Source organism: Paenibacillus sp. YN15 (assembly GCF_003285005.1).
Lineage (GTDB): Bacteria > Bacillota > Bacilli > Paenibacillales > NBRC-103111 > Paenibacillus_AR.
On record NZ_QMFA01000005.1, the window covers coordinates 73,903 to 100,533 of the forward strand.

Genomic DNA, 26,631 nt, shown 5'->3' on the forward strand with positions numbered 1-26,631 from the left:
GACGCCTATGAAATTCGATATGCATACCCATCACAGCCGCTGCGGCCATGCCCGGGGACATATCCGCGATTATATTGAGGCCGCCCTCCGCGGCGGACTGCAGGTGATCGGCATCTCCGACCATTCTCCCTATTTCGGGGAGAAGCAGGATCAGGCCCAGCCCCTGATTGCCATGGCCAAAAGCGAATTTCCCCGCTATGTGGAAGAGGTGCTGGCTTTAAAAGAAGAGTACCGCGGCCGGATCGAGGTGCTGCTGGGTGTAGAATCGGATTTTTTTCCCCAGCATGCCCAGTTGTATCGGTCCATCTATGATAACTACCCTTTCGATTACATTATCGGCTCCGTCCACCAATCCGGCGGCGTCAGCATTTTCAACAAGAAACGCTTCAGGAACCTGTCGGAGGCGGATAAAATCCGGGAGAAGGAACTGTATTACGATCTGATCTTTCAATCGGCCAAAAGCGGCATGTTCCAGATTCTCGGACATATCGACGCCATGAAGGGCTTTTATCCGGCTTTTTCGGATATCCGCACCGAAGCGGTAGAGAAGACGCTAAGGATCATCGGAGAGGCGGGTATGGCCATTGAGGTGAATACCTCCGGCAAAACCAAGGATGCAGGGGGCTGGTACCCCTCCGACGAAATTCTGGAGATGGCCCTCCACCATGGGGTGTCCATAACTTTCGGGTCGGACGCCCATGATCCTGAACGGGTAGGGGATGAGTGGGAGCTGGTGGCCCGCCGCCTGAAGGAAATCGGCTTTGACCACTGGGTGTATTACAGCGCCAAAAAGCGCATGGCAGTCCCGCTTTGAGGCTAAACGCCGGATGGCGTTGGGGAGAGGTCCTGCCATTGCCTCCCGCAAAAACCGGAGTCCATGCTCCGGTTTTTTTGCTGCGTATGAGGATAAACACAGCGGCTATCCACAACCATAGAAAAAAAAGTGACCCTCGCCGGTAACAGCGGGGCCGAATCCATCATATATGAAAAAAGGGGGTCTTGCTGTTATCATAGCCTGTACGTGTTAGAGAAGGGTAACACCGGTATTTCATTTGTGTTACAAGTTGGGCACAGGAGTGCTTGTCCCCCATCTGGAGCAATTTTCATTATCAGGATCCATAAAATGCTCATTTGCCATGGATTTCCACTATTTCGTATACTACAGGTATCACCTTTAAAAAGGGGGCGGAGCCTTGTTTCAGGACTTCCACCATCAGCTGCACACCAAGCAGCAAACGGCATCCAAACGCACATTGTGGATCACCTTATGGATTACCGTGTTTTTCACGCTTGTGGAAATTATCGGCGGGTTTGTTTCCAATTCCCTGGCCCTGCTGTCGGATTCGGCCCATATGATCTCCGATGTGATCGCCCTTTCCCTGAGCATGGTGGCTATCTATCTTGCTTCACGACCGCCTACCCCGCGCTTTACCTTCGGTTTTCTGCGTTTTGAAATTATCGCGGCCTTTCTCAACGGGCTGGCTTTGGCCGCCATTTCCATCGGCATCATGATTGAAGGCATCCGGCGCCTGATTAACCCGCCGGAGGTGAATTATCCGGTGATGCTTGCCATCTCCTCCATCGGCCTGGTCGTAAATATCGTGCTTACCATCGTCCTGAGCCGAGGCATGAAGGAAGAGGAGAATCTCAATGTAAAAAGCGCCCTGTGGCATTTTATCGGGGACCTGCTCAGCTCCATCGGCGTCATTGTCTCCGCCCTTCTGATTCTCGCCACCGGCTGGCACTGGCTCGACGCCTTCATCAGCATCGCCATCGGCGGCATCATTCTGGTCGGGGGCGCCCGCATTCTCCGGGAATCCTGCCTGGTTCTGATGGAGTCGGTTCCCGAAGCGTACGATCTGGAGCAGATCAAGGGAGATATCCGCTCCATCCCCGGTGTGGAGGATGTGCATGAAATGCATCTGTGGGCCATATCCAGCGGGCATTATTCCCTCACCGCCCATGTCTTCGTCAACAGGGATATGCAGCCTTTGTGCGTCATCCTGGCCATCAATGAAATGCTTAAGGAGAAATACAGCATTGTCCATGCCACCATTCAAACGGAGCATGCCCAGATCCACCCCCACGGCGAATACGGACGGCGTTTTCTCGAGGAGCACGGGATGGAGGATGAGGACCCCGGATTTTCCTGCCCGGTATGAAATAAGTGAACGCTGCCAACGCAAAGACGCCGGTTGTTCCCGTTAAAGGAGCAGCCGGCGTTTTAATGATTGCTTCAAATATGCTTGCTTAATGTTCCCCGCGGTCAGGATCAGACTCCAGTTCAGCCAATACCTCTTCCGGCAATCCGGTTGCTTTGCGGATCATCTCCATACTCATCCCCATGGCAAACAGGCTCCGGGCTGTTTCAAGTTTGCCTTCCAGCTTCCCTTCCAGTTTGCCCCTCGCCTCACCTTCCCGGCGAAGCCGCTTGTCAATCTCAAATTTGGCCAGAAACTCCATAACAGCCTGCTCCTCATCGGGCTTCAGCATTCTGGACATGCCCATCACCTCCAATAATTGTTTGATGTTCGTCTCCGCCACCAGGTCCAGCAGCATTTCGTAACGGCTGTCCTTCCGGTGCTCACCGTATTCCTTCAACAAGGAGGCAATTTCCTTTTTTACATCAGAGCGGCGGGTCAAAAGCCGGATAAACCGGTTTTCCTCCGCACTCAGTTCGTCCACCACAACAAACTGCATAGCAATGTCCCTGTTGTGGGCCGTATAAATGCCGGGATGTCGCGCTTCCAGCAGAACATCATGCACCCGCTCCAAATACTCCGCAAGCTTCGCGGGAAATACGCTGCACACGCAGCTGATAGTGAGTTCCTCCACGGGCAGAGCGTTCACTTCCCTGCCCAGCGTCTTATACAGGTAGGCATACGCCTTCACCTTATAATAATCATCAATGCTGAAGTAGTCCTCAGGCGACTTATACTCCACAATATTATGCTCACGAAAGATTTCGGCAATATTTTTAAGAATGGGCACATCCCGCTTTTTTCGGATAATCAAAAGATCGATTTCCAGCGGCTTGCGGGTAAGCTGGACCTCTTCCTGAATGTCCAGGGCATCCTCATAATCTCTCAGCTCCAGGCGCAACGCACTGGCAAATACGGGATGCCACTGCATCCGCTCCGGCTTCTCCATAACCCGTTCCCCTTTTGGATTTATTATATCATGGGGGGATGAAAGGCAACAAGATTGAGCTTGGCGCGGCAAATGATAAAAAGCCCCTGCAGCAGCTGCCGCAGAGGCGAGGCGTGAACATACTTCAAAGCAGGCTTATTCGTACCAGTAGCCTTTATGGCCTTTTTCCAGGCGCATGAGGGCTTCCAGGTAGTAGTAGTCGCCCCAGATCATGAAGTCGTCGGGGCTGTGGCCCAGGCGCACGGCGTAGGAGCCATGCTCGATGAAGCCTTCCGCATCCGGCTGGTTCATGGTGGAGTAATGCTTCACCAGGCTTTCCATGGTCTTCTGGACGCCTTCCTCCAGATAAGCGCGGTCCGGGTCATTTTCCGGCAGATGCTTCAAGAGCTCCAGGATGCCGCAAGCAGTGATGGCAGATGCGGAGCTGTCCCGTTTGGTCTCCGGTGTAATCTCCACATCGAAATCCCAGTATACCACATTGTCCTCAGGCAGGCGCTCCAGGAAGTATTTGGCCATTCTCTTGGAGGTGTCCAGGTACTTGGCGTCTTTGGTGTAATGGTAGGCCAGAGCAAAGCCGTAGACGCCCCAGGATTGGCCGCGGGTCCAGGTGGAGCCGTCGGTATTGCCTTGGTGGGTGCCGCCGCGGACCGGCTCACCGTTTTCCGGATCAAACCAGAAGGTGTGGTAGGAGGAATCGTCGCCGCGCACCAGGAACCGGCGGGATTTTTCCGTATGCAGGATAGCCTTGTTCTTATAGTCTTCATTGCCGGTTTGCTCATAGGCCCAATACAGAAGCGGCAGGTTCATCAGGCAATCGATGATAATCCGTCCGCCGTTGGTGGCATCCCCTTCCCTGCCCCAGGCCTGGATCAGCCCGGCTTTGGGGCGCCAGCGGCGAAGCAGCACGTCGGCAGCGGCAATAGTCAGCTCGCGGGCGGCCTCATCCTTCTCGATCATCCATTGAGCCTTGGAGGAGAGGGAATACAGGAAGCCGATATCATGGTGATCCAGACTTTTCATGGTATTCAGACGGCCGCGGAAGTTCTCCACGGTTTTCGCGGCGGCATCCCGCAGCGCCTCATCCTTGCTGTATTCGTAGGCCAGCCAGAGAATGCCGGACCAGAAGCCGTCGGTCCAGTCGGTATTGTCGTTCAGCAGGTACTTGCCGTTTTCGCTGACATGGGGGAACTGCTCGCCAAACCGTGCGATGTTTGCTTTTGTTTTTTGAACTGCATCTTCAATTGCCTGTTTCCAAAGACTCAATCTGCTCATCTCCTGATTTGTTCATATTGGACAACAATCCCCTAAAATGAAGGGTTGCTTTGAAGCTAAGGATCAACACAAGCGGGGAAAAGCACGTCTTCAACCGGAAGACATAGGCTATTCGGTGGACATCCGGGGGATCAGCCTCATGGGAATATGGATTTCATGGGCCGGGCTGCCGGCCGGCTTCACCGTTTCAAAGCGATCCAGAGAAATGTTCCTAAGCGCCGCCCCCTCCTCCAAATGCTGAAGCAGCATAAATACCGCATGGGAAACCTGGTTGTCCAGATCAATGTCCAGACTGGTGATGGAGGGCCAATTATGCATGGCTACGGACTGGTTATTAATACCCACGACCTTAATTTGTCCGGGGATATGATAGCCCCTGGCCTGCAGAAGGGAAATCAGCTGGAAAGCGTTGCCGTCATCAAAAGCCAAAATGCCCAGCATTTCTCCTTGCTTCACTACGTCCTCGATGGAATCGAAGATTTCGTCCTCAGACATGCTTCGGGTGGGAATAATCCGGTGGACATACCCCTGGCCGGAGCCAAGGGCCTTCACGCCCCGCTGGAACCCAATGAGCCGCTGCTCGTTGGTGGTCCGCGCTCCCTCCCGGCTGATATAGAACAGATGCTTGCAGCCTCTGTCCACCAGATGCCGCACCGCCTTCTCCGCACCCCCGGCGAAATCCAGATTGACTGCGCCCAGCGCCACATTTTCCGGCCAATTCCAGGCATTAAACAGCACCATGGGAGTGCCCTCGCCCACGAATTTGCGGGTGCTTTCCGGGTTCATGGCCAAACCGTGGCAAAACAGTCCGTCAACCCTGCGCTGCAGGAGCATCTCCATATGGCGCTTCTCCAGCTCCGGCTGGCCTGAGGAGGAATAGACCGACAGATGGTAGCCGCACTGATGGACCAGATTCTGCATAACATGGGCAAAATCCGCAAAGTAGCCGCCAAAATGAGGCAGCACCAGGCCCAGCTCATAGGTTTTTTTGCGGCTCAGGCTAGCCGCCATCTCATTGCGGCGGTAGCCGAGAGACTGCACCGCCTCCTCCACCTTGCGGATGGTTTCCTCCGCCAGGGGCACATTGCGGCGATTCAATACATTGGAAACGGTGGCAATGGAGACACCTGCGGCCCTAGCCACATCAACGATGGTTATTTGTTTGTTTTTCAGGGCCGTGCACCTCCGTTCACTTCTGTCTACGGTCTGTTAAAGTTGTGCTGGGCACCCTTACAGGGTTATTGAAACGTTTAAATAAATGATCAAATTTATTGTAGCCTAATTGCGAGCTGCCGTCAATCATGGAATAAAGCGATTTCCTGGGGCTAAAGAGGGGAATGTGCGAAATAGATGCGGGGTGGCATAAGGCAAGTTACGGCCAAGAGGACGGGGAATGGTATAGAGTGAGGTGCGGCGCAGAGGTGTGGGATCGGGGCAAACTGCAGCACGGCGAGTATGGCATGGCATAGGGACATAGGGGGCGCATAACGTGGGGCTGACGCGCAGAAGACATGGGCTTGGGGAGGAACTGTGCAGAGAGTGCGGCCTAACAAGGGATTGCAGCGAAGTCAGTCGGAGCCGAGGATAGCGGAAAAACTTTTCCGCTAATGGAGACGGAGACGGCCGCTGTGGTTGGGCGCTGCGCGTTTATCAAGACGTTTGAGTTTGACGGACTCTGGCTCCGCTATTTCGCTAAAATCCGCCTTTTTTTCTCCCACGCGGACTTACGATCCGTTAAATCTGAAAAAGCGGGGGATTCCATGCCTTCTGGAGCAAAATAGCGGAACCTCTGTCCGTGTAAATCTGAAAACGGATCAAACCCGGAAAATAACGGATTCTCTGTCCGCCCAACTGTGATGAGGATAAACGCCTACCGGCATCCTTTGACAACCTGCGTTTGTCAAGAAATCGTGCCGCTTCACGCAGGGTAATCGCATCAGGCCAAGGTAGAGGGAGCGCAGAAACCGGGGTTTCGCATCCAGGTTTTGTATGTGTGAGAAGGACAAAACCTTCCCGAATGTCCGTTGGAAAGTGGACATCGCGGCTACAGTGGTCGCTCGGGGATACATATCTATATATGGTAGTTGAACAACATTTTTCGCCCGTATATTGTGCTTTCTGCGCAAAGTAAGGGAGGGAAGAGATACTCTGCTCATGTCCACTGTATGAAAGACAAAATTCGTAAAATGTCTACTGTGAAGGAACAAACCCACAGCGCAACCGCGTTAAAAACGTATAGAGGCAGGTTTCGTACAAAATCCAATGCAATTGTCTTAGGCTGTTTCCAAATAACGGTTGCGCCGCTCCGCCATTTGTGATACTCTTACAGTTCCGCTTTATCGGCTTATGACGCCGGTTTTTACTGGCGTAAAAACCTTAGGAGGTAACTGAATATGGAATCCGACATTCAAAGTGCCTATCAAGAAGAGCTCCTCCGCCTGGAGGAAGCCGGCCGCATCATCAACCGGCAACTGGAAGAATTAAATGCCATGCCCCGCTACAGCGGGAATGACTTTACCGAGCAGGTGCTGGAGGGACTCCGCGAAGAAACCCGGCGCAAGCTGGCCACAGCCCTGCCGGAGCCGTACTTTGGAAGACTGGACTTTCAGGAAGCCGGACACAGCGGACCGACTCCCCTCTACATCGGCAAAGCGGGGGTGGAGGACCGGATCGGCGGCAATCCGCTGGTCATTGACTGGCGGGCTCCTGCAGCCAGTCTTTTCTATTCGTTTACCGGCGGCGACGGGCCTGCGGAATACGATTCGCCGGACGGCCTCGTAGAGGGGCTTGTATATCTGAAGCGCAACCTGGTGATCCGCAAGCAGATTCTCCAGCGGGTCACGGACAGCTATATGCGGGGAAGCGGTCAAGGGGCGGTGACGGATGAATTTCTCCTTTACCGCCTGGGCGAAAACAAGGACAACAAACTCCGGGATATCGTCTCCACCATCCAGGCGGAGCAGGACAAAATTATCCGGGCGGCCAAAAACAAAGCGCTGATTATCCAAGGCGTGGCAGGCAGCGGCAAAACCACCGTCGCCCTGCACCGGCTGGCCTTCCTGCTTTACCAATACAGGGACCAGGTGAAGGCGGAGCGGATGATTATTTTCGCCCCCAACCGGATGTTCCTGGATTACATCTCCGGTGTGCTGCCGGAGCTGGGAGTGGGGGATATCGCCCAGACCACCTTCGCCGACTGGGCGCTGGAGCGGCTGGACGACAACCTGAAGCTGGGCGGGGAGGCCCAGGATCTGGAGAAGCGGTTTGCCGTTGCGGCGGGACCCGAAAACGCCGGGAAACCGGACGCCCAAGAGCCGGTGCCCTCCGGAAGATGGAAAGGCTCCGCCGAGCTGGCGGACTATCTCAACCGGGAACTGGATGTATACGAAAAGGAATACTGCCTCACACAGGACTTCATCCCCTGGGAGGGAACACGCCAGCTGCCGGGGAAAACCATCCGTCACTGGTTTGATGTGGAGATCGCCCACGAGCCTATCGGCAAACGACGCCAGCGGGTGGAGGCCCGGATCAGACGTTGGCTGGAGATGGAGCTGGAAGCCACCCGGGACCCCAAAATCCGCAAGGACCGCAAGAAGCTGGCCGGAACCAGACTGAAGGCTTATCTGAAAAAATGGAGCCCTCCTTCAGCCCTGGAGTTTTACCGCAGGCTGTTTGAACCGGAAACCCGGCCCGCATGGGTCCCGGAGCAGTTGGCGGAGGAGACAAGGAAACGGCTGGCCAAACGCGAGGTGCTCCAGGAGGATTTGGCCGCACTTCTTCATATCCATAACCGCTTCTACGGCATTCACGGCAATGACCGCTTCGACCACATTGTCATTGATGAAGCCCAGGACTTTTCCCCGCTCCAGGTTCTGGTTCTGAAGGCGCACAGTAAAAACCATTCCTTCACCATATTGGGCGATCTGGCCCAGGGCATCCATGATTACAAGGGTGTCCGCAGCTGGGAGGAATTCGCCGGACTCTTCGGCCCGGAGGAAACGGAAACCTTCCAGTTGAACCGCAGCTACCGCTCCACCATGGAAATTATCCAGTTCGCCAACGGGATTATCGCCCACAGCGGGGTAGCAGTCAGCCTGGCCGTCCCTGTTTTCCGCAGTGGCGAGCAGGTCCGGGTGGAGCAAGCTGCCAAGCGGCTGCCCGCCCTTGTGCAGGCTGTCCGCCAGCTGTCGGAAGAGGCCCACGGGACCATCGCCGTTATCGGTCGGACAGAGAAGGAATGCGCCGCCATCCACAAAGAGCTGGTTGCGGCGGGCTTCTCCCCCGCTTTGCTGACTGCCTCCCAGCAGTCCTACGGCGGCGGACTTTCCGTGCTTCCCGTCTATCTGTCCAAAGGCTTCGAGTTCGACGCCGTGCTGGTGGCGGATGTGGATGAAATCCGCTACAAGGATTCGCCGCGGGACGCCAAGCTCTTGTATGTGGCCTGTACCCGGGCGCTGCATGATCTGCGTCTCCAGTACACGGGCAGGCCTTCGCCGCTGCTGCCCGCAGAAGAAGCATAGGCCCGCTGCCTCAAATGAACACGCCAAAAAGCCGCGCCTTCCAACCGGGATCAACCCGTGGAAAACGCGGCTTTTTTTACGAAAATGCTGTACACTGCGCATTTTCATTCGGGGGCTGCTTTACATGCCCAGCCATTTTTTAAACAGGCGCTTGGTGGTGTCTGCGTTCATGGCGCCGATGGAGGTGGTCAGCGGAATCCCCTTGGGACAGGAGCGCACGCAGTTTTGGGAGTTACCGCAGCCCTCAATGCCGCCGTCGGTCATCAAAGCGTCCAGCCGCTCGTCCTTGTTCATCTCGCCGGTGGGATGGGCGTTGAACAGGCGCACCTGGGAAATGGCCGCAGGCCCGATAAAATCCGTCTTGTCGTTGACATTGGGACAAGCCTCCAGACAGACGCCGCAGGTCATGCACTTGGACAGCTCATAGGCCCACTGGCGTTTGGACTCCGCCATCCGCGGGCCGGGCCCCAGATCATACGTGCCGTCAATGGGAATCCACGCCTTCACCTTCTTCAGCGCCTTAAACATCCGGCCCCGGTCAATGACCAGATCCCGCACCACCGGGAAGGTGGACATAGGGGCGATCCGGATGGGCTCCTCCAGGTGGTCCACCAAGGCAGTGCAGGCCTGGCGGGGTTTGCCGTTGATCACCATGGAGCAGGCGCCGCATACCTCCTCCAGACAGTTGGACTCCCAGCAGACCGCCGAGGTTTGGCCTCCGCCGGCATTGACCGGGTTCCGCTGGATTTCCATCAGCGCCGTGATCACATTCATATTGGGACGGTACGGAATCTGGAACTCCTCCGTATAAGGCTTGCTGTCCACAGTATCCTGTCGGGTGACGATAAGTGCGATGGAGCGTTTTGCCGTTGCTTCAGCCATAATCACTGCGCCCCCTTCTTCTTCTTGTCGGTGGTATAATCCCGCTTCCGCGGGGTAATCAGCGAGGTGTCCACATCCTCATAGGTGATGCGGGGACCATCGGGATGATGAGCGGCGATGGTGGTTTTCAGGAATTTTTCGTCGTTGCGGTCCGGGAAGTCCGGCTTGTAATGGGCTCCGCGACTTTCATCCCGGAGCAGCGCCCCCAGAGTCATAGCCTCCGCCAGCTCCAGCATGTTCCACAGCTGCCGGGTAAAGGTTGCCCCCTGGTTGCTCCAGCGGGAGGTATCGTTCATGTTTACCCGGGCATAGCGCTCCTTCAGTTCCTTGATCTTGGCGATGGTCTCCTCCAGACGCTTGTTCACCCGCACCACGGTCATATTGTTGGTCATCCATTCCCCCAGCTCTTTGTGGAGGACGTATGGATTTTCATTGCCGTCCATAGCCAGCAGGCCCTCATATTGCTTCACCCGCTTCTGCGCCTCACGTTCGAACACGGTGGAGGAAATATCCTCCGCATGTTTGTCGAGCCCCTGAACATATTCAATCGCCTTGGGCCCTGCCACCATCCCCCCGAAAATGGAGGACAAGAGGGAGTTCGCCCCCAGCCGGTTGGCGCCATGGTACTGGTATTCGCACTCCCCTGCGGCGAACAGCCCGGGAATATTGGTCATCTGGTTGTAATCGCACCACAAGCCGCCCATGGAATAGTGAACGGCAGGGAAAATTTTCATGGGAATCTTCCGCGGGTCCTCGCCCATGAATTTTTCATAAATCTCAATAATGCCGCCCAGCTTGATGTCCAGCTCCCGGGGATTCTTGTGGGAGAGGTCCAGATAAACCATGTTCTCCCCGTTGATGCCCAGCTTCAGGTCCACGCAGACATGGAAAATTTCGCGGGTGGCAATATCCCGGGGCACCAAATTGCCGTAGGCAGGATATTTTTCCTCCAAAAAGTACCAGGGTTTGCCGTCCTTGTAGGTCCAAATCCGGCCCCCCTCGCCCCGGGCGGATTCACTCATCAGCCGCAGCTTGTCATCCCCGGGAATGGCCGTGGGGTGAATCTGGATAAACTCACCGTTGGCGTAGCGGACCCCTTGCTGGTATACGGCCGATGCGGCAGTACCGGTGTTGATCACCGAGTTGGTGGTTTTGCCGAACACAATTCCAGGGCCGCCTGTGGCGAGAATCACCGCATCCGCCCGGAACACCTCAATCTCCATGCTGCGCAGATTCTGGGCGGTGATGCCCCGGCACACTCCATCGTCATCGATGACGGCGGAGAGGAATTCCCAATGCTCGTATTTGGTGACGAGCCCCGCCTCCTCCTGGCGCCGGGCCTGCTCATCCAGGGCATACAACAGTTGCTGGCCCGTGGTGGCTCCGGCAAAAGCGGTGCGGTGATACTTGGTGCCGCCGAAACGGCGGAAGTCCAGAAACCCCTCCGGCGTCCGGTTGAACATTACGCCCATCCGGTCCATCAGGTGGATAATGCCCGGCGCCGCCTCGCACATGGCTTTTACCGGCGGCTGGTTGGCCAGGAAGTCTCCGCCGTATACCGTATCGTCGAAATGCTCCCAAGGCGAATCCCCCTCGCCCTTGGTATTGACAGCCCCGTTGATGCCGCCTTGGGCGCAGACCGAGTGGGAGCGTTTGACAGGCACCAGAGAAAACAGATCTACATGAACGCCGGCCTCCGCAGCCTTGATGGTAGCCATCAGGCCCGCCAAACCGCCGCCGACCACAATAATTTTAGAAGCAGCCATATCCGTCCCCTCCTAAGTCAGCTAAATAATAAACTACAAAAGTGCCGTCATCGGCCGCTGGCTAAAGTCCATACCCGCAAAAGCCGTCAGCGCCAGAATAAACATCACCGACATCACTACGAATACACCCATCCACACATAGCCGGAAATCCGCTGGGAGCGGGGTCCGATGGTAATGCCCCAGCTGACCAGGAATGACCACATGCCGTTGGCAAAGTGGAAGGAAACGGATACCACCGCAATGATATAAATCGCAAACGCCCAGGGCTGGCTGATGATCTCGTGCATCCGCACGCCCAATTCGTCATGGGCCACATTGCCCAACGCCACCTGGACCCGGGTCTCGAACACATGCCACACGATGAACAGAAGGGTAATCACCCCCGTCACCCGCTGCAGGGTAAACATCCAGTTGCGGAAATAACCGTATTGCTTAGGATTATTGCGGGCCGTATAGGCGACGTACAAGCCGTATACGCCATGATACAGGATCGGCAGCCAGATGCCGAACAGCTCCATAAAGAATACCAGCGGAAGGCTGTTCAGCCACTCCACCTTGGAGATAAAACCTTCATGCCCCTCGTGGTACGCGCTGTAATTGGTATAAAGATGCTCCACGAGAAACGCGCCTACCGGAATGACGCCCAGCAGGGAATGCAGCTTGCGGTAGAAATACGAATTTCCCTTCATTCGCAAAAACCCCTCTCAGCAGCGTTGTCACAAACCGTTCACAAAACTCATTTTACCATTTTCCCTATTATTTCTCATGTAAACGCTGCCTTTATAAATGTGAACATTCTGTGTCTCCTCTTATGTTACCCCTTTATGGCTTAATAGGGAAGTGCATTTTTATTATAATAGGTTATGTATGTTCGCTATATGGCGCCAGCCGATTGCGATAGAGCAGAACTGGCCAGAGAGAAAAGAGGATAACCCTGTGCAAAATAATCTGGATATATTCGCCGTTGTCGTGGAGCAGGAAAGTCTGAACAAGGCATCCCGGGTGCTGAATCTCTCCCAGCCCGCCTTATCCCGGAAAATCATGCACCTGGAGGAGGAAATGGGCGTCGCCCTCTTCGAACGCAGGGGCAAACGTCTGGAGCTTACCCGGGCAGGCCGCATTTGCTATGATTATGCGCTGCGGATGCGGGAAATGCAGAGTGAGTTTCAAACCCGCCTGCGTCCCTTTATCTCCCCGGAAATGCCGTCAAGCATCACCATCGGGGCCAGCCTCACCACCCTGCAATCCAGTCTGCCGGAGATCATTTCCCTGTTCAACCGGGATTACCCGCAAACGGATATTCAGGCGATTACCGGCAAAACCCATGAAATCGTCGAGCTGGTGCGGGAAAACAAAGTGGATTTCGGACTGGTGGCTTCGGTTATCGACCATCCGCGGCTGGAATGTTACCCCCTGTTTGACGATCATCTCTCCCTGGTGCTGCCTGCAGGGCATCCGTACCTGTCCCGGGGGGATCTGACCATGAAGGATCTGAACCAGCTGCCCATGATCCTCTTCTCCAAAGGAACCTGGTACAGAGTGCTGATGGATGAGCTGTTTGAGCAGCATGACGCCTATCCCAATGTAAAAATGGAGATTGACTCCTTTGAAGCCATTCTCCGCCTGGGGTCTGTGCTGGGCTGCGCCACCCTGCTGCCCGCCTCCTATCTGGAGCGGACCCTTGGACCAGGCAGCGCGGAAATGAAGGCGGTGCAGCTTCCCGAGCTGATGGCGGCCATCCGCACCACCTCTCTGATCCTGAACCCGGATGGAAGCGGCCAAACCGCCGTGCACGCCTTTGTGGCGGGAGCCCAGGAGCATTACCGGGAGGAGCGGCACCGGAAGCCGGGGAACCGCCGGACGGAGCCGGTGGGGTAACGGACGGCAACAAAAAAAAGCCCGTCCCAACCCGGGGCAGGCGCAGCAAGCCAAGCCGCATGCTCAATGCAGCTTTCTCATTATATTTTTGTGGACCCGCTTGGGGGTCATGAAGGGTGAACCGGCATTGATCCGCGGGATCTCCATCCAATTGGTTCGGCGGCCGGCAATCCCCGGATGGACGGTAAAGGCGTAGCGGATTCCCTCTTCCTGGAGAATTTCCTGAACCTTCCCGTTGAACATCCCGTAGGGGTATGCGTAGGTGTCGGCCTTGGACCGGAAGCGGCGCAGCTCATTGGAGCAGGCCCGGACATCCTGGCGGATGCGGGCGGTATATTCCTCATCCGTTTCTCGCTTCCCCTCATGCTCCAGCCGTCCCGAGAGATAGGATTCCTTGGGATTCGCCAGCTTGTGCAGCGCATGGGAATGGCATTGCAGCTCGGCGCTGCTGCGGTCGGCCAGCTCCGTCATTTCCGCGGCGCTCAGGGAAGGGATCGTGCTTCTCTCCGGACGCTCGATAAACTCGGTGACAATAAAATTGACCGCCTGCACCTGATGCTTGGACAGAACCGGCACCGCATCTGTATAAAAGCTCTTATAGCCGTCGTCGAAGGTAACCAGCACCGCATTGCGCGGGACAGCTCCGCCCTCCATAAAGCCGCGGAAATCCTCCATGGTAATAAAATGGTAGCCCCGGCGCTTCATATCCTTCAGCTGGCTGTCCAGAAGCCCTGGTGTAATCGTCACCGAACCCAGATCCCCGGAAGCCACATGATGGTAAACCAGCACCGCCACCTTATCCTTGTAGTAGGGGCGGGAATGGTTGTTATCGGCTACTGCAAGAGACAGCATGGCAAACAGCAGAACAAGAAACAACCGGCGGACAAGCGCCGTAAGCAGCCTAACCCGACGTTGCGGCAAGCGAATATACCCCTCTCAACATTGTAAGAAACCGTATCCATTGTACGGCATCCTGCGGCAGAAAAAAAGAGAAATCAGAAAGCAATCCGGAATCGACAGAGTGATGGAATTGTTTCCGGGAAAAAAACGCCCTCATCTTGCCGGACGGGCAGGATGGGGGCGTTTTCGGCATTTAAGGGATGTACGGGATGCGAGGCCGTTTGCGGAGCCGCGGCGAGGCGCGGCTTCCCTAGGGCGCTGCATTCGTAACCAGTTCCCGGGTTTTGACGATAATCTTGCGGATGCTGTCCTCCGACAGATGGTACATCTGGATCAGCTCGAAGATGGTGGAGCCGCTTTTGTAGCGGCCGTAAATTTCGCGGTTGCGTTTTTCAATGATCAGCCGGGTGCCGTTGTTTTCACCCCAACCGGCACGCTTCTGCTCTTTTTTGGGAATATAAATGATCTCCCCCTGGATATAATCCTGAAGCTGCTTAAGCAAGCTAGGGGGAAGAACGTCCTTTCCGTTTTTGTAGCTCATACAGTACCTCCTGGTTATTTGTCATGACGATGATAGAGCGGACATGGGTTGGGATCGGCCGATTCGGCACTCCTGCAACTTGCTTCATCATTTGACACACCTCCTTAATTTGGTATTTTTTCAATATTTTTACGTAAAAAGGGAATAAAAAAAACACGATAACCACATCGTGCCTGAACATGTGCATACGTATTCCTGATCAGGGGGATGGTTATAGTCCTGCTGCTATTCAGTTGGCAAGCACCTCATTGACCATTGTAAATCCGGTTACCAGCTTTTGCATTGTTGCCATCTCCCTTCGTATAGTGTTCAACGGCAGAAGCGCCGATGACGTTACCATTATATAACACTTCCCTTATGTACATCAAGCAAAAGATTTCTCGCCTGCGCAGCTTCCCAAACGCCGCATCAGACCAAAAGAGGGACCTTGCGGTCCCTCCCCTTTCTACAGCTGATTCCCGCGTGTTAGGCGGAAACCACCTCGTGGAAAGTAATCATGTCGATCACACTCCTTTCGCTAAGGATTCGCCGGCTCCTTTATTAAACCTCATATGAAGCCCCGTCCTCAAGGGAAGAAATGAGTATATCCAATCTCTCCTGGACGGCTATCGGACAGCCCCTAGATCAGCCCCTGGCGCTTGAACCAGTTGGCGCATAATTCCGGCCATACTCTGGCCTCCGGATGCTGCTCCGCCAAACCCAACCCGTGGACTCCGGTTTGGAAGGAGTGCAGTTCGAAGGGAACCTTGCAGCGGCTTAAAGCCCCGGCAAACAGCAGGGCATTCTCCACGGGGACCGCCGCGTCATCCGAGGTATGCCACAGGAAGGTGGGCGGTGTATCGGATGTCACCTGCAGCTCATTGGAGAAAAGCTGGATGTCGGCTTCCGACGGCTCCGGGCCCAGCAGGTTGATGCGGGAGCCGTCATGCCGGAACTCTCCCATGGAAATAACCGGATAACAAAGCACCATAAAATCGGGACGGCAGCTGAAGCGCTCCACAGGGTCTTGGGCGGCTTCATCCCCCCGGTCATAATGGGTTCCGGCAGTGGAAGCCAGGTGCCCGCCTGCGGAAAAACCCAGGATGCCCAGACGGCCGGCATCAATTCCCCACTCCTCCGCCCGGGAGCGGACATAGCGCAAGGCCCGCTGCGCATCAGTCAGCGGAGCGGGGTGTTTGTACGGCGCCACGCGGTAGCTCAGCACAAAAGCGTGCAGCCCCAGCGAGTTGAGCCATTGGGCAATGGGCTCCCCTTCATGCTGGGCTCTCATGCCGTAGCCACCTCCCGGCAGCACCACCACTGCGGGCGTTTGGGGTCCCGCTTGCTCCAGCAGATACGGTGTAAGCGCCGGGCGGTCCTCCGGATCATTGCCTTGGCTGTATGGCGCCCCTTCTGGCCATAACTCGATTCGTTCCATTGAAATATCCCCCAATCAAAGGTTGTCCAACATGTTGGCTATCCATTTTGCGCACATGCAACTTTCATTATAACGCCAATGGAAGGCTTGGAATATATCGTTTTTGGCAAAAGTCCGCCCGGTTGCCCCGTCCCGACGCAGCCTCGGCAATCCGGGGCCGCTGCCGCTACGGAACTCAGCACCCTAAGCTTCCGGAACCCTGCCTCAACGGAACTCGCGTCCCTAAGCCCCAGAATTCTGCCTCAACGGAACTTTCAGCGACCCTAAACTCTGGAGCCTCCCGCTACGGAACTCAGCGGCTCTTAGAGCAGCTTTTGCGGCTTATTCGTGTCCTAGCGGAACTCAAAAGCCCTTATCCCCTTACCGCAGCCCCATTTCCCCCATTTTTGCCGCATCAGGCCGGCATAAGTGTCTCTCAGTTCCGCAAAAAATCCAAATCCCCGTTTTTGCCGCCATAAGAGTCGCTGAGTTCCGTAGCAGAGGCCCCCACCCCCGGTCCTCCTCCGCCAAAATGCACGCGCCGCTGCCGCTCCTCCACACTCATCCGCTCCCGCCCCGCCTGCCCTTTCACAAACTTCAAAAAAAGGCATGAATTTCATTTTATATCATGTTAGCATCGAATCGGAACCTATCCCCAATCGGAAAGGAAGTCGTTCAACCATGGAGCTGCACATTGAAACCATCCCCCCGGAGCGCATCGCATATGTCCGCCAAACAGGTCCATACGGCCCGGCCAACATGTTGGCTATGGAACAGTTGAAAGCATGGGCCAAAAAGAAGGGCCTCCTAACCGGCTCCGCCGTCATCCTGGGCATCCCCGCAGCTCTTCAGCCTTTACGCCAGCCGGATAGCAAGCAAAAAAGAGCAGCTGCCTTCCTGCTTGCGGAAGGGCATCTGCCCTTTCATACCGTTGGAATTACCGGGCGCCGAGCACACCCTTGGCTTTCTCCTCTACCCGGTTCAGCCAGGAGGTATCCGGCTCGATGACCAGATGGGTCCATTTTTTGACGAAGGGCTGGGCCAGGAGGATGGTTGCCCCCACGGAGCAGATCAGGAGAGCCGCGATTTCCAGGGGATGATCGATATGGTCATAAATTCCCGAGAACGCCGTCAGGCGCACCACAAAGCCGTGCAGAAGGAACACATACAAGGTCCGGGTGCCCCAGTCGGTCATGATGGATTTGCCATGGGGGACAAAAGCCAGCAGCCCCACAGACGCCGCCAGTTGAAGCCCGTACAATACCAGCCGGTACACGCCTGCGTACCATTCGTTATGGCCCATCTGCGTGTAATTCAGAGCGCCCACCAGCCACCGGGGTTGAATCTCCATGGCGTTCACAGCGAAGTAGGCCAGCAGAGCAACCGACACGGCTCCGGCAAGGACGCGGCGGTACCCGGAGAGGAACGCACGGAAGCGGGCGTAGTCGAAATAATAGCCGATCACGAAAAAGGGCAGGAACACCAAGGCCCGGGTGATGCTTAAGAATCCGCCGTCAAACCCGCCGTAGCCCACCAGAATGGCAATGCCGCCCGCCGCCAGCACCGGGTGCTTCAGCTTGAGGAAGGTGAACAGCAGCATGGCCAGCCGCCAGATAATATGGCCCATAAGGAACCAGCAGAGCAGATAAGGCATGAAGAAGGAATGCTTGATGCCGGGAACCTGGAAGGCCAGGGTGTCCAGTACCGAATACAGCGTTTGGAAAATGAAATATTGGAGGGCAATGGTTTGAAGCACTTTTTTTCCCGGCTGTCCGGTAAGGGAGTAACGGGCAAAATATCCGGTGACAAACACGAACAAAGGCATATGGAAGGAAAAAATCCAAAGGAACAACGCCCTCATTTCCTCATTCCGGCCAATCAGAGGTTCGATGATATTGCCCACAAATACACTGACAATCAATAAAAAACGGGTATTGATCAAAAACGTGTCTCCGGATAAGCCGGTCTTTTGTTCTCCCATTTCTGTCTGTCACTCCATCCGCCGCGAAACGGCTGCACTTTTTTCTCATTCGGAGCTCCTCCGAATCGAACCACCCTCGGGTGATTTCTCCCCCTACAATATAGCAATCCCCCTGCGGCGGTCGATAAGCGAATGCTTCTTGTCAAAAAGAGTTCACAGCATTTTGACCAAAATAAAACATTTTTCACCTAAAAATGGTTCTTATAAACAATACGCATGAGGCCTTATTCATAAAGTGAAAGAAACCTTGCGTTCTTCCCTCCGTATAAAGGGTAATACGTTATGAGAAGCGACATAAGCGAAGAGCTTATGCTTACGATGCTGGCTTTCTGACGAAAGCCCTGAGGAGGAATTATATATGTTGATTGCAACAACGGAGAATATTGCGGGACATGAGGTAACAGAGGTGCTGGGCACCTCCTTCGGCGTGGTTGTCCGGGCGAGAGGTTTGGGCGGGGATATTATGGCTTCGCTGAAGGGGCTTGTGGGCGGGGAGGTCAAGCAATATACTCAGATGATCGAGGATGCCAGACGGCAGGCGATGGACCGGATGGTGCAAAATGCCGCGGCTATGGGGGCCAACGCTATTGTGATGATGCGGTTTGACAGCGGGGATATCGGCAACAACATGAGCGAAATTGTTGCCTACGGCACCGCCGTGCGGGTTGTGCGGCGATGAGCGGCTCTGGGATTGCCGCCGCAGTAGGCATCCTGTATTTTCTCATGTGGATTATCGTTCCGCTGATTATTCTTCTGCTGGGCTGGCTGGTGTACGACAAACGCTACAAGGCCAAACCGCCCGGCAGGGAAAACCAACCCCAAAACGGCTTTCTTCCCACTCCCGAGGTCTTCATTGATCCCAAGGACGGGCTTCGTTACCGGGTGTATTACAACCCCTATACCGGCGAACGGGACTATGTCCGGGAATAGCCTCCTGCACCTATGCCGTCAGAAAGTTTTCTTCAAGCGCTTTAGTGCTGTGAGGGACTTACCCTTTCTGATGTGGTAAAATGGAAATGTTCGGCTTTGAGCATATTTTCGGGAGGTTGCAGGTTTATGGAATTTGGTTTATTAGCGCACTGTGTGGGGCAGCAGCCCCTGGATACCCTGCCGCGGCTGGTGGCGGAGCATGGTTTTAAATATGTCCAGCTGGCGCTGGCCAAGGCCTTGTCCGGCGTGGATACCGGCCTGGGCAAGCTGAGCCCGGGGCTGGCCAACGCAGTGGCCGAGGAATTCGACAAATACGGCGTGAAGATTCCGGTTCTCGGCTGTTACATCGATATGGTGAATCCCAACGAAGAGGCCCGCCGCTACGGCATTGACCGGTTCAAGGAGCATATCCGCATGGCCCGCCACTTCGGCGCCGCCTTCGTGGATACAGAGACCGGGCACGTCTCCGAGAAGTACCCGGCGGAAGCCGCCTGGGAGCTGACCCGCCGCACGGTGGAGGAGCTTTTGGAGGAAGCGGAAAAATGGGGCGTGATCGTAGCCGTAGAACCGGCCAACAGCCATATTATCGGCACGGCCCGGGATTGGAGAAGGCTCTACGACGAAGTGAAGTCCTCCCATCTGGCTGGGGTTATCGACCCCTGCAACATCCTGCGGGACAAGGAATTCCCCCACGATCAGGATGAAGGCATCCGCGAGGCCTTCCGGCTCATGGGCGACCACATTGTGCTGGCCCACTGCAAGGACCTGTATGTGGATGCGGACGGCAAGGTGAAGGAAGCCTGCGCCGGCAAGGGTACGCTGAATTATCCCCTGTTTGTGGAGCTGCTGAAGCAGCACAAGCCCCATGTCCATATGACTCTGGAGAGCGTAGCTCCCCATGAGATGGCGGATGCTCTTCGCTTTCTGAAGGGGTTGTTCGCTTAAACGCCCTTCGCGCAAGAAAGGCAGATTTGAAGAAGACCAGTCCCCTGATTACGGGAACTGGCCTTTTTTATGTCCGCTTCTTTTATGGCTGCAATTTGTTCAGAGCCTGCATAAACCGGTAGATCAGCATAGCCGCTTCTCCCCGAAGCGTTTCACTTTCCGGAACAAAATAGTCCGCGCTTCTGCCCTCGACCAAATTAAGAAGCTTGGCGGCATACACATCATGATATGCCCATCCGCCGATTTGCGCCGAATCCTTAAATTGCTCCACAAGACGGATTTGCTCTGCTGTTGGCTCCGAGTGCTCCGTAAGCCGGTATGCCCTCATAACCATAGCGGTCATTTCCTCCCGGGTCACCACTCTTCCCGGCTCAAACTCCGTTTCGCTGACCCCTTTTACGATCCCGGCTTGTCTGGCTGCCGCAATGTAGGGGGCATACCAGTCCCCAGCCTTAACATCCACAAAGTCAGCTGTCAGCTCTGTCGACGGAAGATTCATCACCTTGGTGATAATGGTGGCAAATTCCGCTCTGGTAATTCCCATATTCGGATTGAAGTTGCCCGCTGCATCCCCATCCAGGATTTGCCGCGCCGCCAGCAGTTCGACGACCTGCTGGGCCCAGTGTCCCTCCAGATCCTTAAAGCTTTTGTTAAGCTCCATTACCGCCACTTTGCCGGACCGTTCTATATTCGCCGATACATAGCTGCCGGCTTTGTTTACAGTACCGCCGACATATGTCCACTTCCGGGTGTGTTCGTCATATACAAATACCCCAAGATGGTCCTCATTGGCTACTTTGGTTTTATCGTAGGTTATACGGATTTGACCAACGGCGCCAACTGCATCCCCTGTGAACACAAGCTCGTAAATCTCGCTTATCCTCTTCATGTCATTGTCCGGAATTTCGGGCAATGGCTGAGCGGCAGCCTTGACTTGAATATGCTCCTGTCCCTCTACGACGACAATCCCCTTAAGCGGTTGCTGCGATTGCGCGCCTTCTTTGGGTGCAGCTTCCTCGCTGGAATTCTCGTCGGGAGCATAAACCTGAACCATCCTTTTCTTAACGGCGATATTGCCGGCCAGGTCAGAGACGGTATAGGTCACTGTATAGATGCCCGCCTTCGAGGTATCCACCTCACCCGTAATGACAATCTTTCCGGTGATATCCCCTTCCAGATTGTCCGAGGCTGTTGCCCCGTACTCCGTATATTGGCCGTTAACGGGAATATAGATGGTTGGCTTGCCGGTTAATGCCAGCTCCGGCGCTGTTTTGTCCCCGTTCAGCTCACCGTATATCCGATTGACAATGGCGTTGAATTCCTGTTCCATGTCGCGGTAATTGATATACCGGTCATCGGGTCTGGTACTCCTTCCATCCAGTATATCCTGGGCGGTTTCATTCTTATATTGGCCGTTAAACGAAGCGTATTTGCCGTATTCCCCCAAATCCAGGTCCTCGTCTTCGATAATGGTCAGGACCTCCCGGAGGGTGATGCCCGATTCATTGATCAGCTTGACAAGTTCCTCCCGCTTTTGTTCAACCGTCAATTCCATTACCGAGTAGACGCTCAGGTGGTTGGTGAGGATTTCTACCGTTTTCAGGCTGCCCAGGTATTTGCTCCGCACATATTCCCACTTTCCGGTGCCCGGGTTGAAATAAAAGGCCATAAGCGCCTTCTCCCCATTCAGTTCCCCTACCGCAATTCTCAGGGCAATATCCTCTTGGGAAGTAAAGTTTGTTATTTCCTCATCGCGGATCAGATTCCCTTGGTCATCCTCTTCAATGATTCTCATCTTGAAGTCGAACACCTTGTTTTCATAAATCTTCATGGATTCATGAATGTTGCCGACAGCCTCAACCAGCTCCTGGTTGGCCGGATCACCGGTATCCACCTGCTCGGCAACCAGCTGCAGTCTGGCGTTGGCACCCAAGCTGCCGGTATCCACCGCATCAACGGGGATAAGAATGGAGGTGTTCTCCGTTTCAAACAGAATATTGACCCCGGATTTTTTCGCTTGCTCCACCTGCTTCTTGCTGACGCTCACCTTGATCGGGTTTTCTGTGGTAACCTCATCCTCGACCACAATCCGGACGGAGGCTTCACCTGTTTCTTTGGCGCCCTCCACAGCATCTTCCCATACTGAATCTCCGACTTTTTCATCGTCCTTGGCAATAATGGTGGCTTCCTTGGCCGTTTGCTTCTCAACCACGCGGATTATTCTTTCCGCTGTGCCCTCGTTGCCTGAATGGTCCGCAACCTTATATATTAGGGTATAAATGCCTGCTGACTTAGTATTGAAATATCCCTGGACAGCAACCTGATCGGTCAGATCCCCGTCCGTATCGTCCAGAGCCGTGAACCCTTTTTCCACATAGAGAGTGCCCTTCTCAATAACGACAGCAGCGTCTCCCTTCAGCGTGATAACGGGGGCCGTAATATCGGCAAAAACCTGGATAACGAATACTTTGGTTTCAACCGCAGAGCCTTTTTGGATAGTGGCGGTCAAGGTGACCGGCGTATTCTCCAGAGGAGGATGGACCAGTTTTCCGTCCTTGTCCATAATGTCCTTGTTGCTGCTCTCCCAGACAACATGCACGCCTTCCTCCATTTCAAGCGGAAGGTAAACATCCTTTGTAACCCGATCCTTGTGGTTTCCTTTTTGATAGATGATTTCCAAAGCCGCCTGGCTCTTTTTCACCGTTTCCGCGTCATTGTCAATGATGAAGGTTACCGCCGCGGTGTTGCCGTAGGCATCCTCAGCAATCAGGGTATATGTTCCGTTCTTTTCAATCCTGTTTCCGCTGGCAAAAGGCAATCCATTGAGCAGGGCATTCCCGTCACTGATGGTAATGCTTCTGTAATCCTTGTAGACTCCGCCTTCCTCCACACCCTGGATAAGGGGCGGCGTCCTGTCCACAATCACCTTCTTCTCGCTTGCCGGGGAGACATTGCCGGCCCGGTCTACCACATAAACTCTGTACTCCCCATCCTGAGGCGGAGCCTGAGTCGTATTGGAATCTCCGGCTGTTTTCCGCATGGTATCTCCTTCGGTGAAGACCTCTGTACCCAAGGGAGCCAGCCAAATCGTATCCGTATGATCGCCGGTGCCGTTGATATCAAGTGTATTTCCGTCCATCTTGGCAATCACTTTATCCGCCGCCAGGATGGCGTTTTGGCTGCCGGGGGCTGTTTTATCCAAATGGACCGTCTTGGTAACCGTTGTTTCATTGCCCGAACGGTCAATGACTTTGACACTGATTTCATAAATGCCCTCATCACTGATCACAAAGGGCTCCGTATACGGTATGAATCCGTCCATGCCTGTCATGGTGTAATAAACCTGGGCATAGGTTGCTTCGGTAACCGATCCGTTGTCAGTCTCCTTCAGAATGGAGACCGTATAATCCTCGTTGCTATACTCCTTGTCCGGATAAATGAGCAACGTGGGGAAAACATGAAGCTCTCTGTTAATGGCCACTGTTTTCTTGGCAACAAGACTTTCATTTCCGGCGAAGTCGAAGCTTTTGGCCTCAAGGGTTACCGCTCCCGTCCTGGATACGGTAACAGGTCCCGTATAAGTCAGCCAATCCGTTGCCTCGCCTTCGTAAACCTGCCGGGTTACTGTATAGGCAACCCCCGATCCCTGATCCATACCGGGTGCAACAGTCAAGATGAAATCCTGATTGTAAAAATCCCTGTCCGGCATCCGGGTAATCACGGGTTCTGCCGGAGCCTGCTTATCGATATTGGTTATTTCAACGGTTTTGATGCTTCCATTGCCGGCTTCGTCCCGGGCATAGACGGTGTATACTCCATTCTCCTGGACGGTGAAGGAGCCGTTAAATATAATGCCCTGTAGTTGAAAAGCCGCCTCAGACGCTTCTCCGTACACATATTTGGTGACGGATATCCCGCTTCCCTTCCCGTCGTTGATGGACGCCGTTACGGTTACATCCTGATTGGTCCAGGCATCGGAGCTTTTGGTCAATGCGGCAATTTCGGGAAACGTCGTATCCAGCAGCAGGGTTTCCTCGCCGTTGGAGGATTGGTTTCCGGCTCCGTCGGTAGAGGTAAGGCGAATCGTTACGATGCCATCCTTAAAGCCGCTCAGATCCAGCCCGCCTTGATCGAGCGTCCATCTCCCGTCCGCATCCGCCATAACCTGCTTTGCGGCAACGGTTCCCGCAAAATCCTCCAGGACAATATTCACGGCAGAATTCTTCTCAGCGTTCCCGGACAGGGAAACGGCTGTTTTCTCCCGGTTGTTAATCATTCCGTCATTGCCGACGGGTTTGTCCAAGGTTGGTGCTTGGGGAGGCACAGTGTCCTTCTCCACAATATCGGTAGCCGGATTGCCTTGATTGTCGGAGGCGTCAACCAGAAATGCGCTTAAGGTAATCATGCCGTCCGCCAGGCCTGTGACGTCAATGCCCGTTACGCTTTGATCCGCTGCGGTGACCGTTCCTGTTCCCTTCACCGGTGTTCCGCCGTTATTGCTTGTCAGAGTATAGTGGAAGGTTGCTCCCACCTCGGCATCTGAGAAATGGAAAGAAACAGACGGCGCATATGTGCTGTTGATGACAGCCTGATCCATCAGGGCCGTGTAGCCTGAAGGCGCCACGGTATCCTCCACAGTCACTGTGCGGGTGGCGGTGGTTGTATTTCCCGCCGCATCCGTTACGCTGTAGGTCAGCGTGTACGTTCCCGGCACTGCGGTGTTTACGGCTCCTGTTACCTGGATGTTTGCCGTCACATTCCCGTCTACAAGATCCGCAGCAGTCACACCCGCCAGCGGCTCGAAGCTGCTGCCCGCTTCGATGGTTGCAGCATCCGCTCCGCTGATGGACGGTCCAGTCCGGTCCGCCACGGTCACTGTACGGGTGGCTGTAATTGTGTCCCCCTCTCCGTCCGTTACACTGTAGGTGAGAGTGTACGTTCCCGGCACTGCAGGGTTCACGGTTCCCGCAACCTGAATGCTTGCCGTCAAGTCAGCCCCCAGGGCGTCAACGGCCGTCACTCCGGACAGCGCATCGAAGCTGCTGCCGGCCTCTATCGTAATATCGCCGGCTCCGCTAATTGTGGTGGCAGCAATATAAAAGGTCATTTCCTCCAAGGTGGAGGTTACACCCGTATCATCCATCAGGTAAACCTTCAGGGTATGTATTCCCGGACTTAAGCCCTGGGGGATTGTATAGGTATATTGAAATTGCTGCTCTTCTCCCTTATACACCGTTACCGTACCCAGAACCTGCCGGAAATCATCACTGTCATCCACAATGGCGATAATGTCCATTTCCGCACCGACATCATCGTTGTTCCCGGCCTTGCCGCTTATCACCACTTCGTCTCCGGGTCTAAAGGTTCCGCCATCCACCTCGGGCGAGAAGCTGGGGTCAGACAGAATAGGCGCTTCGTTCTTGGGTCCCACGCCAATTATGGTGGAAATCAGCCGAGTCTTTCCCGCTTCAACGGAAACCGGATCATACCATGCCGCTGCTGCAGTGTCCTGCGATGTGACAATCTGGCCAATCCGCCCTTCATGCTGTGCCCAAGTCATACGCGGATTGCTGCTGTCCCAGCTCTGGGTATCGTATCCCCATGTGCCCACCCATAGCGCATCCGCTTTCGTCACATGTATGGTATCCTTGAAAAAGGCGGAAACCTGAAAGCCTTCGTGGTAATTCCGCCAGCCGTTGGCAATCAACTCAAAGGGTGATCCGTCATTCGTGTCGATCATGGTATCCCAATAGATAAAAGCGCCCATGTTCTGGGGAGTGCTTTTCAGGTTTTCCATCTTCATTTCGACCTTCATGTACCCGCCCTCCAGCGTAGCATTCACAATGGAGAGCATAAGGGTATACCGGGCAACCCCCGGATCAATTCGGGACATTCGGATGACATTATTGTCGATGGAGAAGTCCTCTTTCTGAAGGCTGTACCAGCTCCGCTTTCCCTTGTCGTCTTGAACATCAATATTGGAGGTATCGCTGGTTTCCCCGCCGTAAAAGGCATTTTTTGTTCCGCTTCCGGCATTCAGCATAACGGCATATTTGCCGGTCTCATCCATGGTCACCGTAATTTTGGTGGACTTGATCTGCTTCTTGGCGGCCGTATCCGCCGTTACGTTCACGGTATCCAAGGCGACAGCATAAGCTTGAGTGGTCCAGATCCCCAGCATGGCCAGTACCACCAGCAAACCTGCCAGACCCATCGCCGCTCTTTTGACGTAGATTCTGTTCATCCGCATCTCTCCCTTATTAGACCGAAAGTCTTAGGAAACAAGACTTATCTATCTATGTTATAGCATCAAAAACAATAACTGTACAACAAAAACAGACCTATTTCGATAAAAGCCAGAATAATCTGGCGAATCAGGTCTGTTGGACTTCCGCGAAAGGGTGTGATGGAGGAATCCGGGCGCACCAGACAAAAAACGGCCTGCCCGCGCAAGCCGTCTTTTGGCGTT

General features: G+C 54.7%; 20 protein-coding genes. 8 read left to right on the top strand and 12 right to left on the bottom strand.

Features of this window, described 5'->3' with window-relative positions; translation table 11 throughout:
• Positions 1 to 7: 7 nt before the first annotated feature.
• Entirely contained in the window at positions 8 to 814 is an 807-nt protein-coding gene (locus tag DQG13_RS06210; protein ID WP_113018880.1) for a histidinol-phosphatase, read from the top strand.
• A gap of 379 nt (positions 815 to 1,193) precedes the next feature.
• Positions 1,194 to 2,162, top strand: coding sequence for a cation diffusion facilitator family transporter (locus DQG13_RS06215; RefSeq protein WP_113018881.1), 969 nt, complete (start codon positions 1,194 to 1,196; stop codon positions 2,160 to 2,162).
• Between the two features lie 88 nt (positions 2,163 to 2,250).
• Here DQG13_RS06215 and DQG13_RS06220 read toward each other — a convergent pair whose 3' ends face one another.
• The 3 genes from DQG13_RS06220 to DQG13_RS06230 all read right to left on the bottom strand — a co-directional run bounded on the left by DQG13_RS06220 (position 2,251) and on the right by DQG13_RS06230 (position 5,565).
• The gene (locus DQG13_RS06220) at positions 2,251 to 3,150 is read right to left on the bottom strand and encodes an RpnC/YadD family protein (RefSeq protein ID WP_113018882.1); all 900 of its coding nucleotides are present in this window, start codon (positions 3,148 to 3,150) and stop codon (positions 2,251 to 2,253) included.
• A gap of 135 nt (positions 3,151 to 3,285) precedes the next feature.
• The gene (locus tag DQG13_RS06225; protein WP_181592611.1) at positions 3,286 to 4,422 is read right to left on the bottom strand and encodes a glycoside hydrolase family 88 protein; all 1,137 of its coding nucleotides are present in this window, start codon (positions 4,420 to 4,422) and stop codon (positions 3,286 to 3,288) included.
• A gap of 108 nt (positions 4,423 to 4,530) precedes the next feature.
• Positions 4,531 to 5,565 carry a LacI family DNA-binding transcriptional regulator gene (locus DQG13_RS06230; protein WP_258525488.1) on the bottom strand — a complete coding sequence of 345 codons (1,035 nt, stop codon included), beginning with the start codon at positions 5,563 to 5,565 and terminating at the stop codon, positions 4,531 to 4,533.
• A gap of 1,250 nt (positions 5,566 to 6,815) precedes the next feature.
• Between DQG13_RS06230 and DQG13_RS06235 the strand changes: the two genes are divergently transcribed.
• On the top strand, positions 6,816 to 8,942 hold the full coding sequence (locus DQG13_RS06235; protein ID WP_113018885.1) for a HelD family protein: 2,127 nt from the start codon (positions 6,816 to 6,818) through the stop codon (positions 8,940 to 8,942).
• 120 nt (positions 8,943 to 9,062) lie between these two features.
• Here the strand turns inward: DQG13_RS06235 and sdhB are convergent, their stop codons facing one another.
• The 3 genes from sdhB to DQG13_RS06250 are packed head-to-tail and all read right to left on the bottom strand — an operon-like array spanning position 9,063 to position 12,280.
• Positions 9,063 to 9,824: a succinate dehydrogenase iron-sulfur subunit gene (sdhB, locus tag DQG13_RS06240; protein ID WP_113018886.1), complete on the bottom strand. Its 762-nt coding sequence runs from the start codon at positions 9,822 to 9,824 to the stop codon at positions 9,063 to 9,065.
• A gap of 2 nt (positions 9,825 to 9,826) precedes the next feature.
• Entirely contained in the window at positions 9,827 to 11,590 is a 1,764-nt protein-coding gene (sdhA, locus tag DQG13_RS06245; RefSeq protein WP_113018887.1) for a succinate dehydrogenase flavoprotein subunit, read from the bottom strand.
• 33 nt (positions 11,591 to 11,623) lie between these two features.
• Complete coding sequence (locus DQG13_RS06250; protein ID WP_113018888.1) at positions 11,624 to 12,280, bottom strand: succinate dehydrogenase cytochrome b558 subunit; 657 nt, start codon at positions 12,278 to 12,280, stop codon at positions 11,624 to 11,626.
• Between the two features lie 247 nt (positions 12,281 to 12,527).
• Here DQG13_RS06250 and DQG13_RS06255 point away from each other — a divergent pair, with 247 nt between their 5' ends.
• Positions 12,528 to 13,469: a LysR family transcriptional regulator gene (locus tag DQG13_RS06255; RefSeq protein ID WP_258525489.1), complete on the top strand. Its 942-nt coding sequence runs from the start codon at positions 12,528 to 12,530 to the stop codon at positions 13,467 to 13,469.
• Between the two features lie 63 nt (positions 13,470 to 13,532).
• Here the strand turns inward: DQG13_RS06255 and DQG13_RS06260 are convergent, their stop codons facing one another.
• The 4 genes from DQG13_RS06260 to DQG13_RS30675 all read right to left on the bottom strand — a co-directional run bounded on the left by DQG13_RS06260 (position 13,533) and on the right by DQG13_RS30675 (position 16,907).
• Positions 13,533 to 14,390: a polysaccharide deacetylase family protein gene (locus tag DQG13_RS06260; RefSeq protein WP_113018890.1), complete on the bottom strand. Its 858-nt coding sequence runs from the start codon at positions 14,388 to 14,390 to the stop codon at positions 13,533 to 13,535.
• Positions 14,391 to 14,619: 229 nt separating this feature from the next.
• Positions 14,620 to 14,910 (bottom strand): CD3324 family protein, encoded by a 291-nt coding sequence (locus tag DQG13_RS06265; protein ID WP_113018891.1) that lies wholly within the window; start codon positions 14,908 to 14,910, stop codon positions 14,620 to 14,622.
• 619 nt (positions 14,911 to 15,529) lie between these two features.
• Positions 15,530 to 16,327 (bottom strand): alpha/beta hydrolase, encoded by a 798-nt coding sequence (locus DQG13_RS06270; RefSeq protein WP_113018892.1) that lies wholly within the window; start codon positions 16,325 to 16,327, stop codon positions 15,530 to 15,532.
• Between the two features lie 415 nt (positions 16,328 to 16,742).
• Entirely contained in the window at positions 16,743 to 16,907 is a 165-nt protein-coding gene (locus tag DQG13_RS30675) for a hypothetical protein (protein ID WP_181592612.1), read from the bottom strand.
• Positions 16,908 to 16,987: 80 nt separating this feature from the next.
• Here DQG13_RS30675 and DQG13_RS31825 point away from each other — a divergent pair, with 80 nt between their 5' ends.
• Complete coding sequence (locus tag DQG13_RS31825) at positions 16,988 to 17,314, top strand: GyrI-like domain-containing protein (RefSeq protein ID WP_397333941.1); 327 nt, start codon at positions 16,988 to 16,990, stop codon at positions 17,312 to 17,314.
• Here the strand turns inward: DQG13_RS31825 and DQG13_RS06275 are convergent.
• Complete coding sequence (locus tag DQG13_RS06275) at positions 17,244 to 18,287, bottom strand: acyltransferase family protein (protein ID WP_113018893.1); 1,044 nt, start codon at positions 18,285 to 18,287, stop codon at positions 17,244 to 17,246. The two genes, DQG13_RS31825 and DQG13_RS06275, sit on opposite strands and share 71 nt — an antisense overlap.
• A 358-nt stretch (positions 18,288 to 18,645) precedes the next feature.
• On the opposite strand from DQG13_RS06275, the gene DQG13_RS06280 reads away from it, so the two are divergent.
• The 3 genes from DQG13_RS06280 (at position 18,646) to DQG13_RS06290 (ending at position 20,162) form a co-directional block, all read left to right on the top strand.
• Positions 18,646 to 18,966, top strand: coding sequence for a YbjQ family protein (locus tag DQG13_RS06280; RefSeq protein WP_113018894.1), 321 nt, complete (start codon positions 18,646 to 18,648; stop codon positions 18,964 to 18,966).
• The gene (locus DQG13_RS06285; protein ID WP_113018895.1) at positions 18,963 to 19,217 is read left to right on the top strand and encodes an HD family phosphohydrolase; all 255 of its coding nucleotides are present in this window, start codon (positions 18,963 to 18,965) and stop codon (positions 19,215 to 19,217) included. The genes DQG13_RS06280 and DQG13_RS06285 overlap by 4 nt, the downstream gene beginning before the upstream one ends.
• A 126-nt stretch (positions 19,218 to 19,343) precedes the next feature.
• Positions 19,344 to 20,162, top strand: coding sequence for a sugar phosphate isomerase/epimerase family protein (locus tag DQG13_RS06290; protein WP_113018896.1), 819 nt, complete (start codon positions 19,344 to 19,346; stop codon positions 20,160 to 20,162).
• An 82-nt stretch (positions 20,163 to 20,244) separates the two neighbouring features.
• On the opposite strand, the gene DQG13_RS06295 is transcribed toward DQG13_RS06290, so the two are convergent.
• On the bottom strand, positions 20,245 to 26,406 hold the full coding sequence (locus DQG13_RS06295; RefSeq protein ID WP_181592613.1) for an immunoglobulin-like domain-containing protein: 6,162 nt from the start codon (positions 26,404 to 26,406) through the stop codon (positions 20,245 to 20,247).
• Positions 26,407 to 26,631: the final 225 nt, after the last annotated feature.